The organism is Vibrio sp. D3 (assembly GCF_043995865.1).
GTDB lineage: Bacteria > Pseudomonadota > Gammaproteobacteria > Enterobacterales > Vibrionaceae > Vibrio > Vibrio diabolicus.
The window spans coordinates 2,032,927-2,055,913 of the sequence record NZ_CP171887.1; the positions used below are offsets into that span (position 1 = coordinate 2,032,927).

General features: G+C 44.5%; 14 protein-coding genes. 8 read left to right on the plus strand and 6 right to left on the minus strand.

Features of this window, described 5'->3' with window-relative positions; translation table 11 throughout:
- Positions 1 to 23: 23 nt before the first annotated feature.
- Complete coding sequence (locus ACHFJ9_RS17410; RefSeq protein ID WP_395355692.1) at positions 24 to 2,480, minus strand: EAL domain-containing protein; 2,457 nt, start codon at positions 2,478 to 2,480, stop codon at positions 24 to 26.
- A 422-nt stretch (positions 2,481 to 2,902) separates the two neighbouring features.
- On the opposite strand from ACHFJ9_RS17410, the gene ACHFJ9_RS17415 reads away from it, so the two are divergent.
- From ACHFJ9_RS17415 to ACHFJ9_RS17425, 3 genes are all read left to right on the plus strand, one after another.
- Positions 2,903 to 5,236 carry a YgiQ family radical SAM protein gene (locus tag ACHFJ9_RS17415; RefSeq protein ID WP_395355694.1) on the plus strand — a complete coding sequence of 778 codons (2,334 nt, stop codon included), beginning with the start codon at positions 2,903 to 2,905 and terminating at the stop codon, positions 5,234 to 5,236.
- Between the two features lie 262 nt (positions 5,237 to 5,498).
- Positions 5,499 to 9,017: a T6SS effector BTH_I2691 family protein gene (locus ACHFJ9_RS17420; protein WP_395355696.1), complete on the plus strand. Its 3,519-nt coding sequence runs from the start codon at positions 5,499 to 5,501 to the stop codon at positions 9,015 to 9,017.
- Between the two features lie 3 nt (positions 9,018 to 9,020).
- Entirely contained in the window at positions 9,021 to 9,980 is a 960-nt protein-coding gene (locus ACHFJ9_RS17425) for a hypothetical protein (protein ID WP_134647436.1), read from the plus strand.
- Positions 9,981 to 10,082: 102 nt separating this feature from the next.
- Here the strand turns inward: ACHFJ9_RS17425 and ACHFJ9_RS17430 are convergent, their stop codons facing one another.
- Positions 10,083 to 12,179, minus strand: a complete 2,097-nt coding sequence (locus ACHFJ9_RS17430; RefSeq protein WP_395355698.1) for a methyl-accepting chemotaxis protein — start codon at positions 12,177 to 12,179, stop codon at positions 10,083 to 10,085.
- A gap of 578 nt (positions 12,180 to 12,757) precedes the next feature.
- Between ACHFJ9_RS17430 and ACHFJ9_RS17435 the strand changes: the two genes are divergently transcribed.
- The 3 genes from ACHFJ9_RS17435 to ACHFJ9_RS17445 all read left to right on the plus strand — a co-directional run bounded on the left by ACHFJ9_RS17435 (position 12,758) and on the right by ACHFJ9_RS17445 (position 15,731).
- On the plus strand, positions 12,758 to 13,435 hold the full coding sequence (locus tag ACHFJ9_RS17435; RefSeq protein WP_048625732.1) for a response regulator transcription factor: 678 nt from the start codon (positions 12,758 to 12,760) through the stop codon (positions 13,433 to 13,435).
- Positions 13,432 to 14,733 (plus strand): sensor histidine kinase, encoded by a 1,302-nt coding sequence (locus ACHFJ9_RS17440; RefSeq protein WP_395355701.1) that lies wholly within the window; start codon positions 13,432 to 13,434, stop codon positions 14,731 to 14,733. Before ACHFJ9_RS17435 ends, ACHFJ9_RS17440 begins: the two co-directional genes overlap by 4 nt.
- 101 nt (positions 14,734 to 14,834) lie before the next feature.
- A complete protein-coding gene (locus tag ACHFJ9_RS17445; RefSeq protein ID WP_031809516.1) occupies positions 14,835 to 15,731 on the plus strand; it encodes a 1-aminocyclopropane-1-carboxylate deaminase/D-cysteine desulfhydrase in 897 nt (298 codons plus the stop codon).
- Positions 15,732 to 15,770: 39 nt separating this feature from the next.
- Here ACHFJ9_RS17445 and ACHFJ9_RS17450 read toward each other — a convergent pair whose 3' ends face one another.
- Both ACHFJ9_RS17450 and ACHFJ9_RS17455 read right to left on the minus strand, forming a co-directional pair.
- Positions 15,771 to 16,313: a hydrolase gene (locus tag ACHFJ9_RS17450; protein ID WP_005457944.1), complete on the minus strand. Its 543-nt coding sequence runs from the start codon at positions 16,311 to 16,313 to the stop codon at positions 15,771 to 15,773.
- Positions 16,314 to 16,463: 150 nt separating this feature from the next.
- Positions 16,464 to 17,324: a LysR family transcriptional regulator gene (locus ACHFJ9_RS17455; protein ID WP_005376746.1), complete on the minus strand. Its 861-nt coding sequence runs from the start codon at positions 17,322 to 17,324 to the stop codon at positions 16,464 to 16,466.
- 99 nt (positions 17,325 to 17,423) lie between these two features.
- Here ACHFJ9_RS17455 and ACHFJ9_RS17460 point away from each other — a divergent pair, with 99 nt between their 5' ends.
- Positions 17,424 to 18,488: an HlyD family secretion protein gene (locus tag ACHFJ9_RS17460; protein ID WP_005376744.1), complete on the plus strand. Its 1,065-nt coding sequence runs from the start codon at positions 17,424 to 17,426 to the stop codon at positions 18,486 to 18,488.
- Between the two features lie 9 nt (positions 18,489 to 18,497).
- Positions 18,498 to 19,517, plus strand: a complete 1,020-nt coding sequence (locus tag ACHFJ9_RS17465; protein ID WP_395355705.1) for a DUF2955 domain-containing protein — start codon at positions 18,498 to 18,500, stop codon at positions 19,515 to 19,517.
- Between the two features lie 777 nt (positions 19,518 to 20,294).
- On the opposite strand, the gene ACHFJ9_RS17470 is transcribed toward ACHFJ9_RS17465, so the two are convergent.
- Both ACHFJ9_RS17470 and ACHFJ9_RS17475 read right to left on the minus strand, forming a co-directional pair.
- On the minus strand, positions 20,295 to 21,323 hold the full coding sequence (locus ACHFJ9_RS17470; RefSeq protein ID WP_152811950.1) for a methionine synthase: 1,029 nt from the start codon (positions 21,321 to 21,323) through the stop codon (positions 20,295 to 20,297).
- A 30-nt stretch (positions 21,324 to 21,353) separates the two neighbouring features.
- Positions 21,354 to 22,328 carry a DUF1852 domain-containing protein gene (locus ACHFJ9_RS17475; protein ID WP_104971928.1) on the minus strand — a complete coding sequence of 325 codons (975 nt, stop codon included), beginning with the start codon at positions 22,326 to 22,328 and terminating at the stop codon, positions 21,354 to 21,356.
- Between the last annotated feature and the right edge of the window lie 659 nt (positions 22,329 to 22,987).

Here is a 22,987-nt window from a genome sequence, read left to right on the forward strand (position 1 = left end):
ACTAGAACAGCGAGACTTTTTATTCAACAAGAAGCGAGATACTTCAACGCATCTTCTTGAGTTAACACGCCTCTGTATTCTTCTTTTTCATCACATAAAACCCACGGGAAGCGAATGCCTGTTTTGATTAGTTCTCGAATAGCAGCAACAGATAAGTGCGCATTGACGAGCACAAACTCCGTGCTCATTACCTGGTTCACTGGGCGTTTCCAAATCCAATTTTCTCGCTCAGTCTCTAATTCTGTCCCCATGGAAGGCGTTAGGTGTAAGTTAACTTGCTCTTTGGTAACTAAGCCAACACAGCGCTTTTCGTTAATGACAACCAACGGCGAACTTGGACTTAAATTCATATATTCCACCGCCAACGATAATGGTTCCCCGGGCTCAAGGTGCCTGACCTCTTCATGGCTCAGTGATTGCAATACATCATCTTGTTTTGGTTTAACAGTAACATCCGAAAACAAATGTTCGTAACTTTCCGCTTTCTCCATCAAATCGACAGGCCGAGCACGAGAGAACAAAAAGCCTTGCATGTAATCCACACCTATTTCAGCCAATGTTTGAAGCTCCTGTTCTGACTCCACGCCCTCGGCAACCACTTTTACATTCATTTGCTGAGCAAGATCAGTGACCATTTTGACAATGTTATAACTGGTATTGCCATGCTGAATGTTCTTAACGAATTTTCGGTCGATTTTCAGTAAATCAAACTGCCCTTTCTCTAGGTAAGAAAAAGAAGAATACCCTGTACCGAAGTCATCAATCGCAATTTTAATGCCCTCTTTGCGCACTTGCTCTAGCGCTTGCGTATGCTCTTCGTCTTGCTCAAAATACGCTGTTTCCGTCAGCTCAATCGTGACTCGTTTAGGATCAACACCACTGGCTTTAATTAGGTCATGCGAACGCTGAAGAACCTGGAGCGAATCCAATTTAGTATTCAGTGAGCGATTGATGGTTAACCCTATTTCCTCGCCATATATGTCTTGCAAGCGCGGAAAGTGTTTGAGCACGGCTTGACAAACCTCATCATCCAGAGCCGCAATCAACTCTAAATCTTCAATAACAGTAATCATCTCTTGAGTGCTATAGGCATCACTTTCATGATAAAAGCGCGCTAAGGCCTCGAACTTAACGACTTTACCAGTTCGGCTGTCAATTATTGGTTGAAAATGAACATCCACCAGCCCACTGTCTATTTGCGCTTCCAAAAACGCCTCTAAATGCTGGCGTTTTACTAACTCAGAATGAAGCTCACTATTATAAAAATTAAAATAGCCACCTTCTCCAGAAAGTGAGGACAACATCGCCTGGGCTGCATGCGCTAACGCTTGCTTTGGCCTGTTTGTATCATAGCCGAGGATTGACACACCCGTTTGTCCCTCGACGATAGTGGTATGCATTTTTGTTCCCATTTCATTCCTAAGCTCAGTGAAGAACCCTTTCATCGCAATTTGAATCAAACGTAAAGGACTTAGCCATTGACAGTGAGGAGTTTGTAAACAGACAACAAACACATCCCTAGAAAGTTGACCCGCGATACTGGTGTAGCGGCTTCGCATAATAAAATCGGCGAAGCCTAGTTGCTGTTCAAGTAAGCATTTTTCAGAAAAATTAGGTCTGAGAGTCATGACGATATTGAGTTCTTTACTCCCACTTTCGTTCGCCAAATTAGCTAATTGCAGTTCGAACTCTTCTCTAGAAGGCAAAAAAGCTGACCAATCATGTTGTTGTTCACAGCGATTTTTCATCCACAACAAGGAAGCCGAAATGTCAGTAGAAAAGCCGAGATAAAGAATCCGTCCAGAATGAAACGTTAGCCGATAGATACAAAGATGATGTGCCTGATTACTACCATTTGCAGTTCTACTCAATAAATTACCGCTCCAGTATCCTTCATCATCAATATGTTGCCAGAGTTGGTCGTAAAACGCCTGACTATGGTGAGATGTGCTAAAGATATAGGTTTTAAGTCCAACCAAATCACGGTTTTGATAACCCATTTGCAATTCAAAGGCACGGTTACAACCTAAGATTCGGGTGTCTTCGTCCGCGACTAAAACCCCTACATTCGGTAAATCAAAAATCGTTTCGAGAATTTTCGCTAACTCTTCGCAGCCAGTGATCGTCAATTGCGGGATGATAGAGCCTTGAACAATACGCTCATTGAGCTTTTCAAAGCTAATTGTGACATGTATTAAGCGAGCTTCATTAAGCATCATGCAACAAGAAAAACGACCTTGCCCACCTAGGATCTCCACTTCTAAAATTAGTTGCCTTAGTGTTTCCTGTTGCCCCATCAGCATGTGCTCAAACAAATCATCTAAGCAGGTGACTGGCGTATTTAACCCAAAAGCATTTGCCATTCCTAGCTGGTCGCATTCGAACTCGCGAGTATCAATCTTGTAAGACCATTCAATCACTGGAGTCGGATTGGATGTCGGTTGCACTTTTTCATGTGCTATTGTTGTTGAGTCACTCATTCCCTAGCCCCCTTTTTAATTAGCCTCATGCTCAGGGTTCGTAGTCAACGTGCCTTATTCCATTTGGGACCTGCTGATCCTCTTGTAAAATAGATTCTGGCAACGTAAGCCAATCGACTTAGAACCTTTTCAGAGCTTGTTCGGCTTTTTGCATTTTCCTATGCATTAATTTGATTATAGGCGTTGTTTTTAATAAGCACACCATTGCTTATTGGTTGTATTAACATTGCGACATTTTTCACGACTCGACCTATAACCATGAGGCTTTCAAGGTGATATTAGACATAAAATCGCCGATATAGCCTTGATATTTTTGCAAACCAAATAAAACTCGATGAACTAAGCTTGAATAGATGAGTTTGGTATAGATACCTGATCCTCAAATCGCTATAATTCGCGCTCCCTGGAACAGAGAGCAAAATATGACCAATAACATCACTCCTATTCATGAGTACAAAAAATACTGGGCAGAGTGTTTTGGTACGGCACCTTTCTTGCCGACCAGTCGCAAAGAAATGGACGCCCTAGGGTGGGATAGCTGTGACATTATCATCGTAACCGGTGATGCATACGTGGATCACCCAAGCTTTGGTATGGCTATCATTGGCCGTCTGCTAGAAGCACAAGGTTTCCGTGTCGGTATCATTGCTCAACCAGAATGGCAAAACAAAGATGCATTCATGCAGCTTGGTAAGCCAAATCTGTTCTTCGGGATCACTGCGGGTAACATGGACTCCATGATCAACCGTTACACCGCGGATAAAAAACTTCGTCACGATGACGCGTACACCCCCCATAACGAAGGTGGCAAACGCCCAGACCGCGCGACTTTGGTTTACTCTCAGCGTTGTCGTGAAGCCTATAAAGAAGTGCCTATTGTTTTAGGTGGTATCGAAGCCAGCCTACGCCGTGTTGCGCACTACGATTACTGGTCAGACAAAGTTCGCCGTTCGGTACTGTTTGATGCAAAAGCAGATATCCTACTTTTTGGTAACGCAGAGCGTGCACTTGTAGAAGTAGCGCATCGCATCGCAAACGGCGAAGACATCAGCACCATGACTAATATTCGTGGTACAGCCGTGAACCTGCCAGCCGCGCCAGAAGGCTACACGGTTATCGATTCTTCTCGCATTGAAAAACCTCGTAAAGAGGCGTTCGTACCAAAGAACCCATACGAAGTAGAAACTCAGTGTGAAACTAAAAAAGATGAGCCAGTTGCACAACCAATCACGATTCGCCCATCACGCCACGATGCTGCAACAACTGCGGTTCGCTTACCTTCGTTTGAAAAACTAAGAAACGATCGCATTCTTTATGCTCATGCAAGTCGTGTATTGCATTTAGAAACGAACCCGTACTCAGGTCGAGCGTTACTTCAAAGCCATGGTGATCGTGAACTTTGGGTAAACCAAGCCCCAATCCCATTGACGACCGAAGAGATGGATTTTGTGTTTGGCTTGCCTTACGCGCGTGTTCCTCATCCTATGTACGGCAAAGCAAAAATTCCAGCGTATGACATGATCAAAACGTCTGTGAACATCATGCGTGGTTGTTTTGGTGGCTGTTCTTTCTGTTCAATTACCGAGCATGAAGGACGAATCATTCAAAACCGCTCGAAAGAGTCAATCATTAACGAGATTGAAGAAATTCGCGACAAAGTTCCGGGCTTTACCGGCACAATTTCCGATCTTGGTGGCCCGACTGCAAACATGTACCGTCTGGGCTGTAAAGATCCAAAAGCGGAAGCGAACTGTCGTCGTCCATCCTGTGTATTCCCGGGCATCTGTAACAAGTTAAATACAGACCATAAACACACCATCGACCTATACCGCGAGGCGCGTAAAGTAGAAGGCGTGAAGAAAGTGATGGTCGCATCTGGCGTACGCTATGACCTTGCAATTGAATCACCAGAATACGTGAAAGAGCTCGTAACTCATCACGTAGGTGGTTACTTGAAAATTGCACCGGAACATACAGAGAAAGGCCCTCTTGATCTGATGATGAAACCTGGCATGGGCACGTATGATCGCTTTAAAGAGATGTTCGAGAAGTACAGCGCAGAAGCGGGTAAGAAGCAGTACTTAATCCCTTACTTTATCTCTGCGCACCCAGGCACAGAAGACGAAGACATGCTGAACCTTGCTCTGTGGCTGAAGAAAAACAACTTCGAGTGTGACCAAGTACAAAACTTCTACCCTTCGCCAATGTGTAACGCAACGTCGATGTACTACTCAGAGACAAACCCTCTGAAACGAGTGAAGTATAAAAAACGTGAAGATGTACCTGTAGCAAAAGGTGAGCGTCAACGTCGCCTACATAAAGCGCTGTTGCGTTACCACGATCCAGCAAACTGGCCAATGATCCGTGAAGCCCTAATCAGCATGGGTAAAAAACATCTGATTGGTGACAAACAAGGCTGTCTCGTTCCTGCGGAAGACATTGAAGCACAAACACCTGCACAACGTCGTAAATCTGGTCGTCACGGGGCAAACCGCTTTGCTACGAAACATACCAAAAACCAACCGGGCTTCGGTGGTCATTTGAACAAACGCTCTGAAGGCGGTTCAAAAGATGGTAAACCATCTGGCAACCGTAACGGCTCTGACAAAGCAAAAGGTGGTCAACGCCCTGCAAGCAACGGCCAACGTCCTAGCGGCAACGGTGCAAACCGCCCGGCAGGTAGCAAGCCGCAAGGTCAAGGTCGCCCACAAGGACAAGGCAAACCAGCTGGTCAACGTAAACCAAAGCGTCGCTAATTCTTTAGCACTTAAATACTAGAAAGGGCTCCAGAGGTAACTCTGGAGCCCTTTTGTTTTGTCGGCTCATTGAGGTATCACTCACAACTCAAACTTTGATTCAATCAATACAAAAAATGGTAAACACCAACCAACTTATTGGAAAAACAAACAATTATTTGATTGAAGAAAAATGATAGAAAACTAAATCATTGATTTTTAATTACTTTATTTTGGTGCGATATTTGCGTAATAGAGTAAAACTCTTAAACATGGGCTAACGATGAGTAATCCACTTCCTCCAAAAACTTCGATGTTCTGGCACGACAACAGCTATACCTATGAGGAGGCCGTTCAGGCATTTGAAAGCGATGGTACGCTGAAATCGCTGAATATCGTTCCAACCACGGAATCCGATGATCTTGCTGGCTCACCCCCAGAGCGCAGTATGTTTTGGGAGGGAGAAACAAAAAAAATCGATCCGCCACCGCCGTCTGCACCAGAGCCTCTCAATTTAAAAACCGAGAAAGAACCAACAGAGGCTTTACCGGCACACTTCATCCCTGTTCGCTACGCCATCGATCAGCTAGAAACGGAAGAAACACAACCTTTTGGTTTGCCAGAAGAATGGAAAGGCCAAGGCCCAGCCAAACTCAATACCGTTGGTTACACCCTGCGTCAACTGCGCGACGGTTGGCTGTATGTCTATGATGCAATCAACAAAAGCTTAGACGAATACGAAATCAAAGGAACGCAATTCACGCTCTATAAGTTGGGAGAATCGGAAAGCCCAAAATCAGAACAGCGTGGGACACCACAAGATGCAAAGCCCTTCCTTACTTACGTCAACGGAAGCGTACTATCGATTTGCTTCTCTGAGCACCGCTGGACATGGCACACGTTCATGCGCGTACTTAACAATCCGAGTAATCATATCGATCGCATGCAAACCATTGTTCTGTCCTCAAACGAGAATCAGCACAACATTGCACCAATCGATAAGTTAACCCAAGTCGCTGATATTGAATCTTCTGCCTTCGATGATGGTCGCTTTGCGGATTCTGGCATCGCCACCAAAGCAGATGAAGATGGTTCTGTCTTTAAACCTGTCGCAGTCGAAAGCGATTTAACCTCTGCGATTCCAGAAGAAGAATCAGGCTACTTCGTCGCGATAAAAGATTACGCCGCAGACATTCAAGATATGTCACTGCATTTTGTTGGTGCCGCAAGCCCTTACCGCCTTTTCACTGACCAGTTTTCAAACCAGTGGAACTTGATGCAGACCGCCATGCAACTGTGTATGTTTGGTGCAAGTGACGAGATAGACATGCCAGCTAGCGTTAAGCGTAACGGCGAAGAGCTGTCGTTTTATACCGACATGGCTGACTATTATGACTCCTCGAGTCAACTCGATTTGGCAGAGCAGAACAAAAGCTCAGTCCAGTCCGGCTATCCTGCCAAATTTTCCGCTGGAGCGATTGAATCACACCAACATACCCAAAGTGACATTGCCAAAGCAATACAGGACAAATATCGAATTTCTGCGAGCCGATTTGGTAAATACGAACAATGGATAGCGACTGAGCGCTGGCGCAAGCAGCTCAACTGGAAGCAAATGCTGAGCGAAATGCAAGAGCTGTCAGAACAAAAAGAAACCATGCTAGCCCAAGTTGTCTCGGTAAAAAGGGACTTTATTGCTGTAATGGAATCTTTGACGCCGCATCATCTCGAGAGAACCTTCGACCTATACAGCGAAGATACGCAGTACAGCTTGTACCAACTCCATAAACAAGCCGTTGAGTCATTTACTTTGGTGGTGCAAGAAGAAGACCGCCAATGGGCAGAAAGCCAATGGGAGAAACCAACCAGCTTACTCGCACTCTACACTTCCGGGTTTAGTCGTAGCCTCTTTAAACAAGTGGAGAAGTTAATTCCTGAACAAGTTTCAAATCAGGTAGGTGAAGTAGACGTCGCCAAAATTGTTCCAGACACTGAAAGCTCAGACAAACAATTTATGGACTACGTTTCGGCAGCAAGTAACCGTATCGGTATGTATGCAAAAGTAATGGACTTTATTTCTAACCCAAATACTGCAGAAACCGAGTTTTTAAAAGACATCGCGAAAGGATTTAAGGAACTAGATATAATCTTCAAAGCCGCAAACAGCGCAATAATGAAGAGTGCACTAAAATTAGGAGTTAGCTTTACTTCTCAAGCTTCACTTCTAATCATGCCCGTTTTCTCAAAGCCTTTAACTCGAAATAGCTTTTATTGGCGAGCAGTGTTCGCTGAACGTTTAGCTACCAATACTGCTGTCAAAATCAATAAAAACTATGCGCAAGGTTTTGGTGATTGGAAGTCTAACCATGATAAAAGAGTGGTTGCCTCAAACCAAAACAAGGCCATTATAGCTGCTTTTAATAAAGGCGATAAGACAGTATCAAAACAACAATATAAACAAGCCTTAAAACAACAACGTCACCTCCAAAAAAGTCTAGCAGTGGCAACATTAGAATACCCACAATACATCGAGTTTCCAGATGACGTACTTGAGGCAACAATTCAAATGCGTAAAGATATATGGGATAACAGATTAAACAACCTTAATAAACTGTTTGAAGATGTGGGTGGTCTAGGCTTCTTAGCTCTGATTTTCAACTGTCTCGCACTTGCTGATGCAATGAACAGTATTCAAGAAACAGGGTTAATGTCGCAAGATGATTTCTTAGATGTTCAGCAAAAGCTTTTTTATACAGCAAACGCTTGGACGGGTATTCGTACGGGTAAATTATGGGATAAAGTAAGAGGAGATGACAGACTAAGAGTCCATTCTTTCAAAACACTAAAGTCTTTAGTCTCGGGTCAAGTCGATGGCTTTGAAAACTTGGTACTTGATGACTTAAAAGTATTCAATAAATGGCTCGCCATAACAGGCGCATTAGGAGCATTGGCGTCAGGAATTGAAAGCTATCGCTCCTTTCAAATGCTCTCTACGCTATCAGGTAAAGAAAAAGTACTCGAATATATAAATTTCTCAGCGCTGTCAGTATTGACACTTGCAGGTACAGCACAAGCAATAGGGGCAACCGGGCTACTAACAGTTAATTTTACAATGGGTGGTCCTATGATGTTTATAATTGCAGTCGCAACTGTCGTTTATCTTTCTGCAAACTATCTCAAAGATAAAGTAAAAAAAGACGACTATCAAAAGTGGTTAAATAAATTACCGTGGGGGTACGACTCTAACAGAGCGCAATGGAGTAATTCACCAAGCATGCTCAAAAGAGCACAAGAAAACAGTCTATTAGTCCAAAATTCTTTGTTTGAACTAGAGTCCATTATTCAACAACCGATAATATTCCATAAACCTATAGAACGAATTCAGGCTTTTCCTCAATATACTCATCGTGAGTTAGTAGGATTAGAGGTACAAATTCAAATACCAAAAATCGTCGCATATGAAGGAATAAATCTGCAAACCAATACTCACGCGTCTGAAGAGGATCTAATGTCAGGCTCTTGGTATATAAATGCCGATTTAGAAACACTTCAACCGATAAAAGAGAGTTCGAAAGATCAAGTGACATACAAATTAGAGTTACCGATCGAAGAAGCGAAACAGTACTTTGCTCTTAAAGTTGGATATGAGTTAAACGAAAACACATCAAATAGTCGTGAGTACTGCTTCCAAAATAGTATAAAACAACGTGCATCCTACGCCGCGATCTCAGACAATGAGAAACAAAACACTATTAAGAAGTCCCTAACGCCTGTCGTTGGTATATTAAGCATACAGGAGTAACCATTGGCATACTTACCGTTTTATTTAACACCTGAAGAGCTTTCTGCTTATCAAGAGGCTCAAGAGCAAGAAGTCAGCTCAGGTAGCAATGTTTTACGTTGGAGTGTTGTAAACGTCGAGATGCCTTCTCGATACATTCACCTCTATTTTACTCTCGTAACCTTGTTTGTCTGTATTGCGATATTTTTTGCCTTAGCAAACTTTGATCAAAACGATGACACCATTTTCTTAGCATGTGTACTCTCATTTTGCGTGGCACTTTTTTATTTCCTAATGAGATGGGGGCTTTTAAAGCAGTACCATTATGTTTTTTCAGAAAAAGGACTTGTTGCAAAGTCTAGTAGTACCATTCCAAAATGGATGAACAATGCGAGTCAAGTAACAGGCTGGGTGGGCGCTACCACATGTATATTAATGGTAATTCTTGTTGGTCCAATGGCTTTAGCTGGCGCAGGTGCTTTTATATTGGTCTCCTTTAAAATGCTAAAACGCCAACCAGATGAAGTCGCCGAAATTAAAGTCGGCGAGCGTGAAGATTGGTTGTTTGCTTACTACAACAAGAAAAGAAAAGTGATTCGCTTCTACCACAAGTATGACGAGTGTTCTAAATGGAACCTAGATAAGCACACCGTCTTCAGAGCTCAAACTCGTGGTTATAGCTACATATTCTTTAAGACTGTTCAAGACTTAGATGCAATGCTAGAAACCCTTTCAAACAAGTACGGCATTGAATGTATTGATTTTCCAGACCATAAAACATTTTTTGAAGGAAGACCTGAACCTCGAATTGAAGATATCCCTTCTCGCAGTCTTGAATTTCCGGTAGCCGATACCTTTGACCTGAGAGCTCAAAACGCCCCGCTTCCTGAATGGCGACGTATTTACAACGGTAAGTGGCAAACCGAATCAGAAATCGAACGCTTAAAAGCGGCTGGTGAACAGCAAGCAACTCCCGCTTCATAGTTTGCAGCAAGCATTAAAAAGGGCTCCAAAGACAACTCTGGAGCCTTTTGTTTTGTGAGAAATAAACGTTTTAAGTTGGGTTAAACTCTTTCACTTACTTGATTAAGACAACTTGAACTTGCTCAACTCACCGTGAAGATCTCTCGATTTTACTGTCAGTTCATTGCTGATCGCTACCGAAGATGACATAGTATCCATCACTTCCATCGCCGTATCATTAATCACAACCACATTACGGTTGATCTCTTCTGACACCGAACTTTGCTCTTCTGCCGCTGAAGCGATTTGATTGTTCATATCATTAATCACTTCAATAGCTTGGTTGATTTCGGCCAACGCCAACTGCGCTGCTTGTGTTTCTTCTTTGGTATCCACCGCTTGCTTCTGGCTTTGCTCCATTAACACGACGATTGATTGCGTTTCTTGCTCCAAACGAGCCAACATTGCACGAATTTCTTCTGTCGAGCCTTGTGTCCGCGTTGCAAGGTTGCGGACTTCATCGGCTACCACAGCAAAACCACGACCCGCTTCACCAGCACGCGCAGCTTCAATCGCAGCGTTCAGAGCCAACAAGTTGGTTTGATCGGCAATGCCACCAATCTCACTCAGAATACCCTGAATAGCCGTGCTTGAAGCCACCAAATTCTGCGTCTGGTGCTGTGCATCATTCACTTGCGAAGCGAGGTTATCCACCGCGCTTGCAGCATTGTCCATACGCGACATGCCATTCGCACTATTGCTTTGAACTTGGCTTGCCGCCGCTGCTGCTTGTACCGCAGAATTTGCCACTTCTTGTGCGGTTGCGCTCATCTCATTAATCGCCGTTGCTAGCGAGTTGACTTCGTTCACTTGAACGTTCAGTTGATCTCTCGAAGCCGCTGCGCGAGCTTGGCCTTCACTTGCGTTTTTATCAACTTGGTCTGCCGTCGCCATTACGGTTAAAAGCATTTCCTGAATGCGAGCGAGGAAGGTATTAAACCAGTGCGCCAGTTGGGCAGTTTCGTCCTTACCTTTCACCTCAATGCGGTAAGTTAGGTCGCCCTCGCCTTGCGCTGCGTCTTTAAAACGCTCCACTAAGTTAGTTAACACTTTACCCAACGAGGTCGCGATCATCGTCATCGCAACAATACCAATCAGAGCCGCAATAATCCCTGCCCACACTCCCTTTTCAAGAGCTTCTGCACTTTGTTCTTCACTCCATCGCTCGTAGTCATCCACGTTCTTTTTAAGGAAGCTACTGGGAACCGACACCATAACGATCCAAGGCGCATCGCTGGTTTCAATTGCAGTAATCGCATACTCATCCCCGCCAAACGTCACAAGGCCTGCGCCTTTTTGTTTCGCAATGGATTGAATACGCGCCCATTGAGACGCCAACTCATGAGAGACTTTCTTACCCACTTGATCCGCTTGGCTGCTATTCGCCAGCGTGATGCCTTTCCACGAGGAAATCAGAATACGGCCTTGTCCATCAAATAAGTCGCTCGCGTAATCTTCACTTTGGCTTTGTAACTCGTTCAATGACAAATCAAAACCGAGAGAACCAATGATCTCGCCACGTAACTTGATTGGTTGGCTAATGGTCGTGATCAGTTCTTGTTTGCCGCGAACCGGATACATGTACGGTTCCATCACGAACGTTTTGCCCGTTTCGTAAGGCATCAAGTGCCAATCGTCTTTACGCTCACCGTTGTTGTTTAATTCAGTATTGCTAAAGCTATCCATCGCCACGACATCAAAACTGTTGTGCGAATTTGGCGAAAAGAATGGCGCTAAGTAGCCTTCGCTATTAAAGCCAAGGCTTTTGTCTTGAATCGTTGGCTCAACCCACGATGGCTTTTCCCACACCATGTAACCGGCAAACACAGCTTTGTTCTGAGCTTCTAGCGACGCAATAAACTGTTCAACAATAATGTCTGGCGTTGCGGCCGTCTCTGCGCTTAATTCGATAATTGAACGCGCTTGCTTTAGGTTCGCCAACACTGGTTCTAACTGGTTGGAAATATTCAGCCCTTGCTGAATCGCCGTATTGCTCAGGTCGGTCGTGGTGGCTTCGGTCAGTTGAGATTTTACTTTTGTAGTGATTTGTTCATTCACTTGCGTGAACGCATTGGTTGTCATACCCATTGCAATCAATAGAGTGAAGGCCATTGCCCCACCCGCACTGACAGCAATTCGAGTGCGTATACTGTTAAACATGATCGCCTCACAAATTGATTTTTATCTGGCATTAAGCATTGGAAGGATCATGGATTTTAAACAAGTAAAGTTAATGGAAGGCTTTCATTTATGAACAGAGCAAGAACAGAAAATGTAGTTTTATTAATAAAAATAAAATAATGCAGATTTTCGCTTATACATGAAGCCATTGATTTAATTGAATTATCTCAAAAAGGAGAATCTAAGCGTTTGTATTTAAAAGCAATAGCCATAATTAAAAAAGGGACTTAAGAGAAGTAAGAACTTTTTCTATGAGTGAGTCAGTAAAAATCAGTAATTACTAACAATGTGCTCAAGGTCACATTAATAATTTAGTATCTACATGTTTTATATAGAGTTAACAGAATCAAATAATCCACCCTATTTATACATCAAGAGAAATTGATAGATATGAACAAAAGATCGTAGATTTACTTGGATAATAAGACGGTATTCAAGCTAGACATTGAAAACCGACACAAAGGTGAGAAAATCATCGTCGACAACTTTTTCACACCTATAGTGAATAATGTTCGTTAAGATCAACATTCGAATTTATCGAGATTGGATAAGAATAAATGAAGCGTGTACTTTTGGTAGAAGATAATCGTGAAATAGCGGGAATGTTGTTTGATTATTTTGAGTGTGCTGGCATGCAGCTGGATTATGCCGACAACGGTGAGCTAGGCTTAAAACTGGCGATGGATAATGCGTTTGACATCATTTTGCTCGACCTCATGCTGCCGCGCATGGATGGCCTAACACTGTGCAACAAGCTACGCGATGCAGGTAATAACACTCCGGTGTTGATGCTGACAGCACTTGATAGCCGAGACGACATGCTCAAAGGCTTCCAACACGGCGCCGACGACTACCTCACCAAACCGTTTGATCTCGATATTCTTGAAGCACGCATGACTGCATTGATTAAACGCTACCGCGGTACGGTTGCATCAACCAAACTCCAGTATGGCGAAGTGTCTATCGATCAAAAAACGCATCAAGCCTACCGTCAAGATAAGCTGTTGGCGTTGAATCCAACCACGTACACGATTCTAGAAATGCTGGTGAAAAACGCGCCAGAAGTGGTCACACGTGAGGAGATTGCTTTCCGATTATGGCAAGAAGACGAGCCGAATAACGATGTGTTGCGTAGCCATATTTATCAATTGCGTGGGCAGCTCGACAAACCATTCAAAGAGCACGTTTTGAAAACCATTCCAAAAGTCGGCTTCCGATTGGAGCCCGGGGCATGATTCGCCGCTTATTTAACAATACACAAAGCTTAACCGGACGCCTTGAACTCTTCTTCCTTCTAGTGTCGGTTGTGATTGGCTTGCTATGCTTCGCATTGGTTAGCGGAGCGCTATTATGGTCGGAAGATCGCGTCGGTGAGCGACGCATTATGATCGATAAAAAAGAGGCGATTGAGCACTTTCGAAACCATCCTGATAGCGGAATCATCAAACTCGATTTACTAACAACGGCATACAACAACATCAATCTCGTTCCTGAGCTCTATCAACCCTTTATTCAAAATAAAAAATATTTTCTCGCTGAAGTTGCTGACGAACCAGACACTCGCATGATTTACATGAGCACCTACACGCAAGATGGAGAGGAGCATCCTATTATTCTGATCTCTCTGATTGATGAGATAGAAATTACATCTAACGAGTTTATGTTTGTTCTCGTTATGGTGCTGGCGGTTGTCATCGGGTTACTTTTGATTTTTGGCAGCCTATTATCGAGACTTTCTCTGCGTCTCATTGAACCTGTTAGTGCCCTAAAAACACAGCTGGACCGCCATCAAGGTGACACTACACAAAAATTTGTTGTCCCTGAAGGCTCTGCAAATGAATTCCAAACGCTCGCAAATCAGCTTAATGAATATCGACATCAAATCAATCAAGTGATTAAACGTGAACAAGCTTTTGCACGATATGCCAGTCATGAACTGAGAACTCCGCTCACAGTGATGAAAGGTTCAAGCAGCTTGCTAGCAAGAAGCCCAAGTACGTCATTTCAAGAACGTCAGATTGGCCGTATTCAAGATGCCACTTTGCAGATGTCGACCATGGTTGATGCTTTGTTGGGTTTGGTTCGATATGAACGCAACACCGACGACAGCCCCGTTCGAACCATCTCAGAGCAAGAGCTCCACAACATCGTGGCTCTTAGCCAAGCGCAAGCCGATGAAAAATCGCTGGAATTTAATGTACAAATATTGGGGCATCCGCAAACCAAAGCGACTACTGCAGTGCTTAACATTACGTTGAGTAACTTAATTCGCAACGGCATTGCAGCCACGTCAGCGGGAACGATTCATATCACCATGACCGATACCACACTGTCGGTGAGAGATGAAGGCGAAGGCTTCTCTTCCGTGCCAGATGCCGAAGGCCATGGTTTGGGGCTCATGATTGTGGACGACTTATGCCGACGCTATGGCTGGCAATTCACTATTGATACACATCCAAATGACGGCTGCGTGGCTACTATCGATCTTTCAACCGAGGTAACTGATGGCGAGTCGCAAAACGAAGAAATGTAGAACACAAGATCTCGATACTTTTGATCTTCATTCAATAACGGGTACACTGTGCCACCTTTTTAAATGGCAAAGGTGACACGGTTTATTCCGTCAGCATCGACATGAAACTCTCAGAAAGTCCTATCACCCAACATAGCTTTAATGGGCGCAAATTTTTCCTTAAACGTGACGACATGCTCCACTCCCACTTTTCTGGGAACAAAGCACGTAAGTTTATGACGTTAATGGAAGAGCAAAATCCCGACATCACCACGTTAATAAGCTTTGGCTCCGCTCAATCTAATGCCATGTACTCGCTAGCGGCTCTCGCCCAGATTAAAGGTTGGGCATTTGAGTTTTATGTTCATCACATTCCATCTTGGCTAAAAAGCTCCCCCATCGGAAACTATCGCGGCGCTCTCGATTTGGGTATGAAAATCACCGCCATGCAAGACATCGGTAGCGAACTCCACCCTAGTGAATACATCCACCAGGTACGAAGATTAGATGAGTCGACATTGCTGATTCCAGAGGGTGGACGTTCCCACCTCGCTGAAGCTGGCATCAAACAGTTAGCACGAGAAATTCTTGATTGGACGCGATTGAGAGGTAAAGAGCATTTTACCGTCGCCCTGCCATCAGGCACCGGCACGACGGCTTTATATCTTCATAAACATTTAAGCCCACACGGCATAGAAGTGCTAACTTGCCCTTGCGTAGGCGATGCAGATTACTTAACTGAGCAGTTCAACCAGCTCGGTGAAAACAGCCACCCAACCATTTTAACCGTGCGCAACAAACACCATTTTGGCCGCTTGTACGAAGAAGATTACATCACATGGAAAGCACTCTTTGAGCAAACCGACCTCGAATTTGACCTGTTATACGACCCGTATATGTGGCAATGCCTCACCCCTTGGTTGGAAGAGAACACAGATAAAACGGTGATTTACATTCACCAAGGCGGGTTACTTGGCAACGAGTCGATGTTGCCAAGATATCAACGAGAATTTGAATAGCGTGTTCAGATAAAGTTGTTGTTGATTCCAGTGATTACACTATTTGATGAGCGCCAGAATTTCTTTGAATTCAGGTGCTCGGCAATCTTCGACCATTTCATACAAACACATTTCTAGCCCAGTGAGCACCACACCGTTAGCGGTTAACTTCGCAAGAGCGAGCGCTTTATTGGCAGCGGTTCGGGAAGATACACAATCCGTGACTAATTCAACGCGATAACCGGACTGGCGCAGAGAAACCGCGGTTTGATAGACGCAAATGTGGGATTCAATACCGCAAACCAACCAGGTATCCACTTTTGCGTTCTCCACCGCGACCTTAAACGTCGCCTCTTTGCAGCCATCAAACGTGTACTTGGTAATAGGTAAATGCGTGCTTTCAAGCACTTCACGAATCGGCTCCGCGGTTGGGCCCAACCTTTCTGGATTCTGTTCTAGCCACAGAATAGGCAAATCTAGTGCTTTGGCACCCTTTACCAGTTTCGTGATATTTTCAATCAGAGCGTCGCTTTCATGCATTAATGTAGCGAGTTTGCCCTGAACATCCACCACAATCAGGCCCGTGTTTCCTTTCGATAACATTTCCATCTCCTATCTTGTGCGACCACAAATCATACTCAACAAGTTGAGTAAAAGTTAATGTATCAGAACCCTTTCATGTTAGAGCAATAAAACCTAGAAAGATGACCTTCGCTCACACATTTGCCCTTAGGTAAGGGTGGTTTGAACTGACTATTTAAATTTCTCTCGAATTAGTTCAATCAAGGCTTTGACTTTATTGGGCAGAAATAAGGCCGAGGGATAAATCAGAGTAAGATGCTGCTTCGGATGCGCGAATTGAGGCAGCACCTCGACCAACAAACCGTCTCTCAGTGCTGGCTTGGAATGAATTTGAGGAATAAACGCGATGCCGTTTCCTGCTATCGCCATCGAGCGCAGCAAGTTGAGGTCATCCGAGCGCAACGCCACATGCAGATCTGAATCGAGCAAATCGGCATTGTAACGATTAGTTAAAAGGCGATGCTGCTTAAGATCTTCCACCGTTTTTACTGGCGGATGCGATTCTAGATAGGCTTTTGACGCAACAAAGTGACTACGATAAGGCAAAAGACTGAACTGCACATAGCTGTCATCGGTGACTTTGACCACGCTCGGAAGAAGCTGTAAATCAAACGATTGACGCTTAAGATCGACACTCTCTTGATGGTTTTCAATCTCGACCGAAATCTCCGGATACCGCGTTGTGTACTCGGTGATGATCGCGTTAAACGCGGCAGAGCTCATCAATGCGGAAGGAATGGCTAAACGCACCTTGCCCGTCAGCTCTTGTTGATATTCGTGCATGGCATTTAAACCTTGCTGAATATGGTCAATAGGCTGCCCCACCAACTCAAACAAGCGTTTCCCGTGCTCCGTCAACTCAATGCTGCGTGTTGTGCGGATCAAAAGCTGTACCCCGAGCGATTTCTCTAATTCTTGCAGGCGACGACTCACTTTTGAGCGTTGTAGTTGATTCGCCTCTGCCGCTGCACTTATACCGCCGTGAACCACCGTCTGAGTGAATAGGTAAATATCATCAAAACTAACGTTCATTGTCCTATTTTTAGGTCATTTATGTTCGTATTATCATTCTACTGAATTGTGAGTGACTTCTCTATAATCCGCTATCCAATATGTTTAACGGAACTTGTAATGACGGCTGACCAAAAATTCAAACACTGGATGCGAACTTTGATTGTCCTGTTCATCGTACTATTTTTGTACATTATCATTGCTGACCGCCACGCCCCCTTAACGACCGAAGGACGAGTGCAAGGATACGTTGTCCAAGTCGCGCCCGAGGTATCTGGTAAAGTGACCGACGTTCTCATCGAGAATAACCAGTCCGTTCAAAAAGGCGATGTGTTGTTTACGATTGATGATCGTAAATACAAAATAGCACTTGAACAGGCGGAGCTGTCTCTGCAATCCGCTTATGAAAAAGAAGCAACGCTGTATTCTCAACGCGAAGCCGCTCTTGCCAATATTGCCCGCGCACAAGCAACATTTGATAATGCACACCGCGAATACAACCGCTTACTGACGTTATCGAAGCAGAAAGTCATCTCTCAATCGACACTCGATAATGCCTTTGCCCAAAATCAGGTATCACGTGCAGCGCTTAAAGCGGAACGACAAAACTTAAAAGTCATTGAGGCGCAATTAGGCGATCAAAAAGGTCAAAGCACCGCCGTTCGAATTGCCAAAAACGGCATCGAAAAGGCGCAACTTGATTTGGCAAATACCGCGGTACTCGCTCCCAGTGATGGTGTTGTGACCAACCTGCAACTAGAAGTTGGCACGATGGCAAACACCAACATGCCATTGCTGACATTTGTACCAACAGGATCACTCTGGGTAGCCGCTGATTTTCGTGAAAAATCCGTCGCAAACGTAGACAAGACTTTCCACGCCTTGGTCACATTTGATGCCAACCCAGGTTCGGTGTACGACTTTGATTTAGCTAGCCGCGATTACGGTGTAGCAGCCGCACAACAAACGCCTAATGGCGCACTAACCAAAGTGGAAGTGAACAACCGCTGGGTACGTGATGCGCAGCGTACACGAGTGAACCTAACCAGCAGCGAAGAGTTACCACCAGCACTGTTTGTCGGCTCTCGCGCTACCATTGTTTTGTACCCAGACAACAGCATTTTCTGGCAGTTGATGGCGCAAGCACAGATTCACCTCGCAAGCTGGTTCCACTTCATTTACTAGGCGGCGACAATGAAAACCTTACGAATTTGGTTCGGCTGCTCTTTAGGGCTCGCGCTAAGCATGATCTTCGGTTGGTCTTACGGATTTTTTGCCATCATGATGCCGCTGTTTATTTTGGGCAGAATGGACCACTTTAACCTAGCGGCTTTATTGATCGTGTTTTTCTCTGCGGTGTGGACAACCATACAAGCCACATTTTTGCTGGAATACTTGCAGTTTCATCCAACATTAATGACCGTTGCCGTCGGAATCATGATGCTGTTCAAGTGCATTGCAATGATGAACCAGAAAACCTATTTGTTTGGTTACATGGGGCTGTTGGTGGGTTCAATTGTGTTGAATTTTGCCAGCTATAATTTCATGGATATTGAAGAGTTCAACGTCAACATGTGGGTGATGGCGTTCAGCAATATTTTTGTTTGCGCATTCGCGTATTGGTTGTTCCCGGAGCCAAAATCCCCCGCCGAGCACATTGAGATGTCGACCCCAGTGAAAAGCGATATTGACTACATCAGCCAAGTTGCCATGGGTTGGGTAGTCGCGATGGCAGCGTTTATCGTATTCCAAGTAGCGGACTTATATGACTCGTTATCCGCACAAGCTTCCACTTTGATCATCCTAACCCCAATGACTTTAGCGGGCTCGCTCGCCATGGCAAAAATTCGCATCATCGGCACCGCACTAGGCTGCATCGCAGGGATGGCTGTTCAGCTCATATTGGGCAGTTGGTATGGGCATGGGCTACTCTTTTGGCTCGCCTTTACCATTGCGATGGGGCCATTCTGCTTGTGGCTCACCAAGGGGCAAATTAAAGCGGCTATCGCGTTTTCTGCCATGTCTGCCCTATCGGTTCCGCTGACGACCTCGTTGGTGCCAGAACAAAAAGACGCGTTCTTTTCGATCTTGTACCGTTTCAGCTCGATTTTCGTTGCGGTTCTGCTCACCGCGATGGTGATGTGGGTGGTGCATCACTGGATTCGTGTGATGTTGCTAAAGCATCCTGAGATGAGGAATGTGGAGTTGAATTAAGCCTTGGCCGAGTGCGAGCGGCATTTTTATTTAAAACGGTCATCCTAAACATCGAGGAACGAGCGTGATTCAGGATCTACCCACCGAGAGCTTTGAAGTTCCTAGCTTATCGCCATCTCCCAGCGAGTTGTTAGCAGATTCCTAGTCTCGTCTAGACTCGCTGGAATGACCCAACTTTGAATACAAGCCAAATAGTTGGGTACGTGAGTAACGTATCTCTTAACAACCGTCATACTGAACAACGAGGGACGAGGTGATTCAGGATCTACCCACCGAGTGCTGTGAAGTTCTAAGGTTATAGCCATTTTCCAGTGAGTTGTAATCAGATTCCTAGTCTCGTTTAGACTCGCTGGAATGACCCAATCTTGGATACAAACCAAATAATTGGGTATGTGAGTAACGTATCTCCCAACATCCGTCATCCTGAACAACGAGGGACGAGGTGATTCAGGAGCTACCCACCGAGTACTGTGAAGTTCTAAGGTTGTCGCCATTTTCCAGTGAGTTGTTAGTAGATTCCTAGTCTCGTTTAGACTCGCTGGAATGACCCAACTTTGGATACAAACCAAATAGTTGTGTACATGAGTAACGTATATCTCAACAACCGTCATCCTGAACAGCGAGGAACGAGCGTGATTCAGGATCTACCCACAGAGTGCTTTGAAATGCGAAAGTTATCGCTATTTCCCAGCGAGCTGTAATCAGATTCCTAGTCTCGTTTAAACTCGCTGGAATGACCCTAACTTTAGTTCATGGTGCGGAGCCTAAGTATTAATATCAACCCACCAACTCTTTACGAATGATCTCCGCTCCCGCACTTAGCGCATTGAGCTTAGCGGTTGATACTTCACGAGACAAAGGCGCCATACCACAGTTGGTACATGGGTAAAGCTTGTCGGCATCAACGTATTTCAATGCCTCTCGCAGTGTATTCGCCACTTCTTCTGGCGTTTCAATTTCGTTGGTTGCAACGTCAATCGCACCAACCATCACTTTCTTACCGCGAATCAACTCAAGTAACTCAATAGGCACTCGTGAGTTATGACATTCGAGCGAGATAATATCGATATTCGACTGCTGCAATTTAGGGAATACTTCTTCGTATTGTCGCCATTCAGTGCCTAGCGTTTGCTTCCAATCCGTGTTCGCTTTGATGCCGTAGCCATAGCAGATATGCACCGCCGTTTCACATTTCAGCCCTTCAATCGCACGCTCTAAACATGCAATGCCCCACTCGTTCACATCATCGAAAAACACATTGAACGCAGGCTCATCAAACTGAATGATGTCGACACCTGCCGCTTCAAGCTCTTTCGCTTCTTGATTGAGGATCTTTGCAAATTCCCAAGCCAGCTTTTCACGGCTACCGTAATGATCATCATAAAGCGTGTCGATCATCGTCATAGGGCCTGGCAGCGCCCACTTGATAGGTTGCTTAGTTTGCTGACGCAAGAACTTGGCATCTTCAACAAACACGGGCTTTGTGCGGCTTACTGGGCCAACCACAGTCGGAACACTTGCTTCATAACGGTTGCGAATGGTCACCGTTTTACGGTTTTCAAAATCTACGCCGCTTAAATGCTCAATAAAGGTCGTCACAAAATGTTGGCGAGTTTGCTCGCCATCACTGACGATATCAACGCCTGCCAGTTCTTGTTCTTGCAAAGCGATACGTAGCGCATCGCGTTTGCCATCAATCAGTTCTTCACCTTGCAGTTTCCACGGTGACCAAAGTTTTTCTGGTTCGGCCAGCCAAGAAGGTTTCGGTAAGCTGCCAGCCGTTGAAGTCGGTAATAGTGTTTTCATCGTCATTCCTTTCTAGATTCTCGTTGTCGATTACGCGTAGTTTGCAGACCATTGTTCAAGCACAGATTGATAAGGTTTGATGAAATGCTCCTCGGCAAATTTCCCTTGTTCAATCGCCAGTTGGCTGCGCTCTTCTCGGTCGTAAACGATTTGAGTTAGCGAGTGGTCTAGGTTTTTTAGGTTTGGCTGGTAGCAATTACCGGCAACCGCGTTGGCATTGTAAATCTCAGGTCGGTAAATCTTCTGGAATGTCTCCATCGTGCTGATCGTACTGATAAGCTCTAGGTTTGAGTAGTCGTTCAGCAAGTCACCGAAGAAATAGAATGCCAATGGTGCGACACTGTTTGGTGGCATAAAGTAGCGCACCTGTAAGCCCATCTTTTTGAAGTACTGCTCCGTCAACGAAGATTCGTTCGGCTGATATTCAAAGCCCAAAACAGGATGTTGATTTTCGGTGCGTCGGTATACTTTGTTGTCCGATACGCTCAAACAAATCACAGGCAGCTTTTTGAAATGCTGTTTGTAAGACTCAGAATTAACGAAAGCTTTGAACAGTTTGCCATGCAAATCACCAAAGTTCGCTGGGATGCTGAACTGTGGCTGGTTTTTGTTGTGGTCCAACAGCAAAACGCTAAAGTCGTAATCACGCACGTATGAAGAGAAGTTGTTACCCACAATGCCTTCGATGCGCTCGTTAGTGTTGTGGTCAACAATGTTAGTTTTGAGCACTTCAATCGTTGGGAAGGCTTCTCCACTGCCTTGGATACCCATATCAACAGAGATGATTTCAAGCTCTACTGAGTAGCGGTCACCTTGCGCGTTATCCCAATATGCCAACGCATTAAAACGATTGTCGATCATTCGGAGTGCATTGCGCAGATTCTCTCGGCGGTAGTTTCCGCGAGCCAGATTAGCAAAGTTGGTAGTGATTCGCGTGTTGTCTGATGGTTGGTAATTCTCATCAAAGCGAATGCTTTTGATAGCAAATGTGAAATCGTTATTCATCGTGAGTTGGTATCCTATTTCCTTAGATAAAGCAGACTTTTCCTAACTCTGTGCATGGGGACATTTTTGTTTTTTGGTTTTCCCAATCGTTAGGTTGCACAGCACTTACGACGAACAGTTCGTACTAAAAACGGTGGTCGCAGTGCCTAACACCAGAGCTGTCCGTTTTTTATACTTGCTTCACGAGTTGAATAGTATTGGTATTGTTTCACATTGAACATGAAAGAAATTCATAGTGGGAGTTCCGACCCTGAGGGAGCTATCGTAGATACTGTTTTTCATTGACACCAATACACGTAACTTGGCGAGCATATTGCTAATATGTGTAATTAAGAAACTGATAAGGGATTAACAGTACGTAAACCAGTTTTAAGCCTAGAAAACGCATTGTATAAACAAGACGCTACCTGGAATATAGGACAGCGTAGCTTAAATAGCACTTTTTACACTCCATCAATTATTCAAGCATTCGTATAATTAAAAGTACCTTATACTTTATATCCTCGGAAACATGATTATTTAATTATCTTATTTATTTCTTTTCCTATATTTACCATCTCAAACGTAAAGTTTAATTTTTCTGTTTTAAAAGAACATATATCCTCATACACGAATATGACAAATTCATTGACGGACTTTGTCACCCAACCATTACATTA

Bases quoted from the DNA above. Each gene is read 5' to 3' on its own strand.
- ACHFJ9_RS17410 (WP_395355692.1), bottom strand. From the start codon at position 2,480: ATGAGTGACTCAACAACAATAGCACATGAAAAAGTGCAACCGACATCC.
- ACHFJ9_RS17415 (WP_395355694.1), top strand. From the start codon at position 2,903: ATGACCAATAACATCACTCCTATTCATGAGTACAAAAAATACTGGGCA.
- ACHFJ9_RS17420 (WP_395355696.1), top strand. From the start codon at position 5,499: ATGAGTAATCCACTTCCTCCAAAAACTTCGATGTTCTGGCACGACAAC.
- ACHFJ9_RS17430 (WP_395355698.1), bottom strand. From the start codon at position 12,179: ATGTTTAACAGTATACGCACTCGAATTGCTGTCAGTGCGGGTGGGGCA.
- ACHFJ9_RS17435 (WP_048625732.1), top strand. From the start codon at position 12,758: ATGAAGCGTGTACTTTTGGTAGAAGATAATCGTGAAATAGCGGGAATG.
- ACHFJ9_RS17440 (WP_395355701.1), top strand. From the start codon at position 13,432: ATGATTCGCCGCTTATTTAACAATACACAAAGCTTAACCGGACGCCTT.
- ACHFJ9_RS17445 (WP_031809516.1), top strand. From the start codon at position 14,835: ATGAAACTCTCAGAAAGTCCTATCACCCAACATAGCTTTAATGGGCGC.
- ACHFJ9_RS17450 (WP_005457944.1), bottom strand. From the start codon at position 16,313: ATGTTATCGAAAGGAAACACGGGCCTGATTGTGGTGGATGTTCAGGGC.
- ACHFJ9_RS17455 (WP_005376746.1), bottom strand. From the start codon at position 17,324: ATGAACGTTAGTTTTGATGATATTTACCTATTCACTCAGACGGTGGTT.
- ACHFJ9_RS17460 (WP_005376744.1), top strand. From the start codon at position 17,424: ATGACGGCTGACCAAAAATTCAAACACTGGATGCGAACTTTGATTGTC.
- ACHFJ9_RS17465 (WP_395355705.1), top strand. From the start codon at position 18,498: ATGAAAACCTTACGAATTTGGTTCGGCTGCTCTTTAGGGCTCGCGCTA.
- ACHFJ9_RS17470 (WP_152811950.1), bottom strand. From the start codon at position 21,323: ATGAAAACACTATTACCGACTTCAACGGCTGGCAGCTTACCGAAACCT.
- ACHFJ9_RS17475 (WP_104971928.1), bottom strand. From the start codon at position 22,328: ATGAATAACGATTTCACATTTGCTATCAAAAGCATTCGCTTTGATGAG.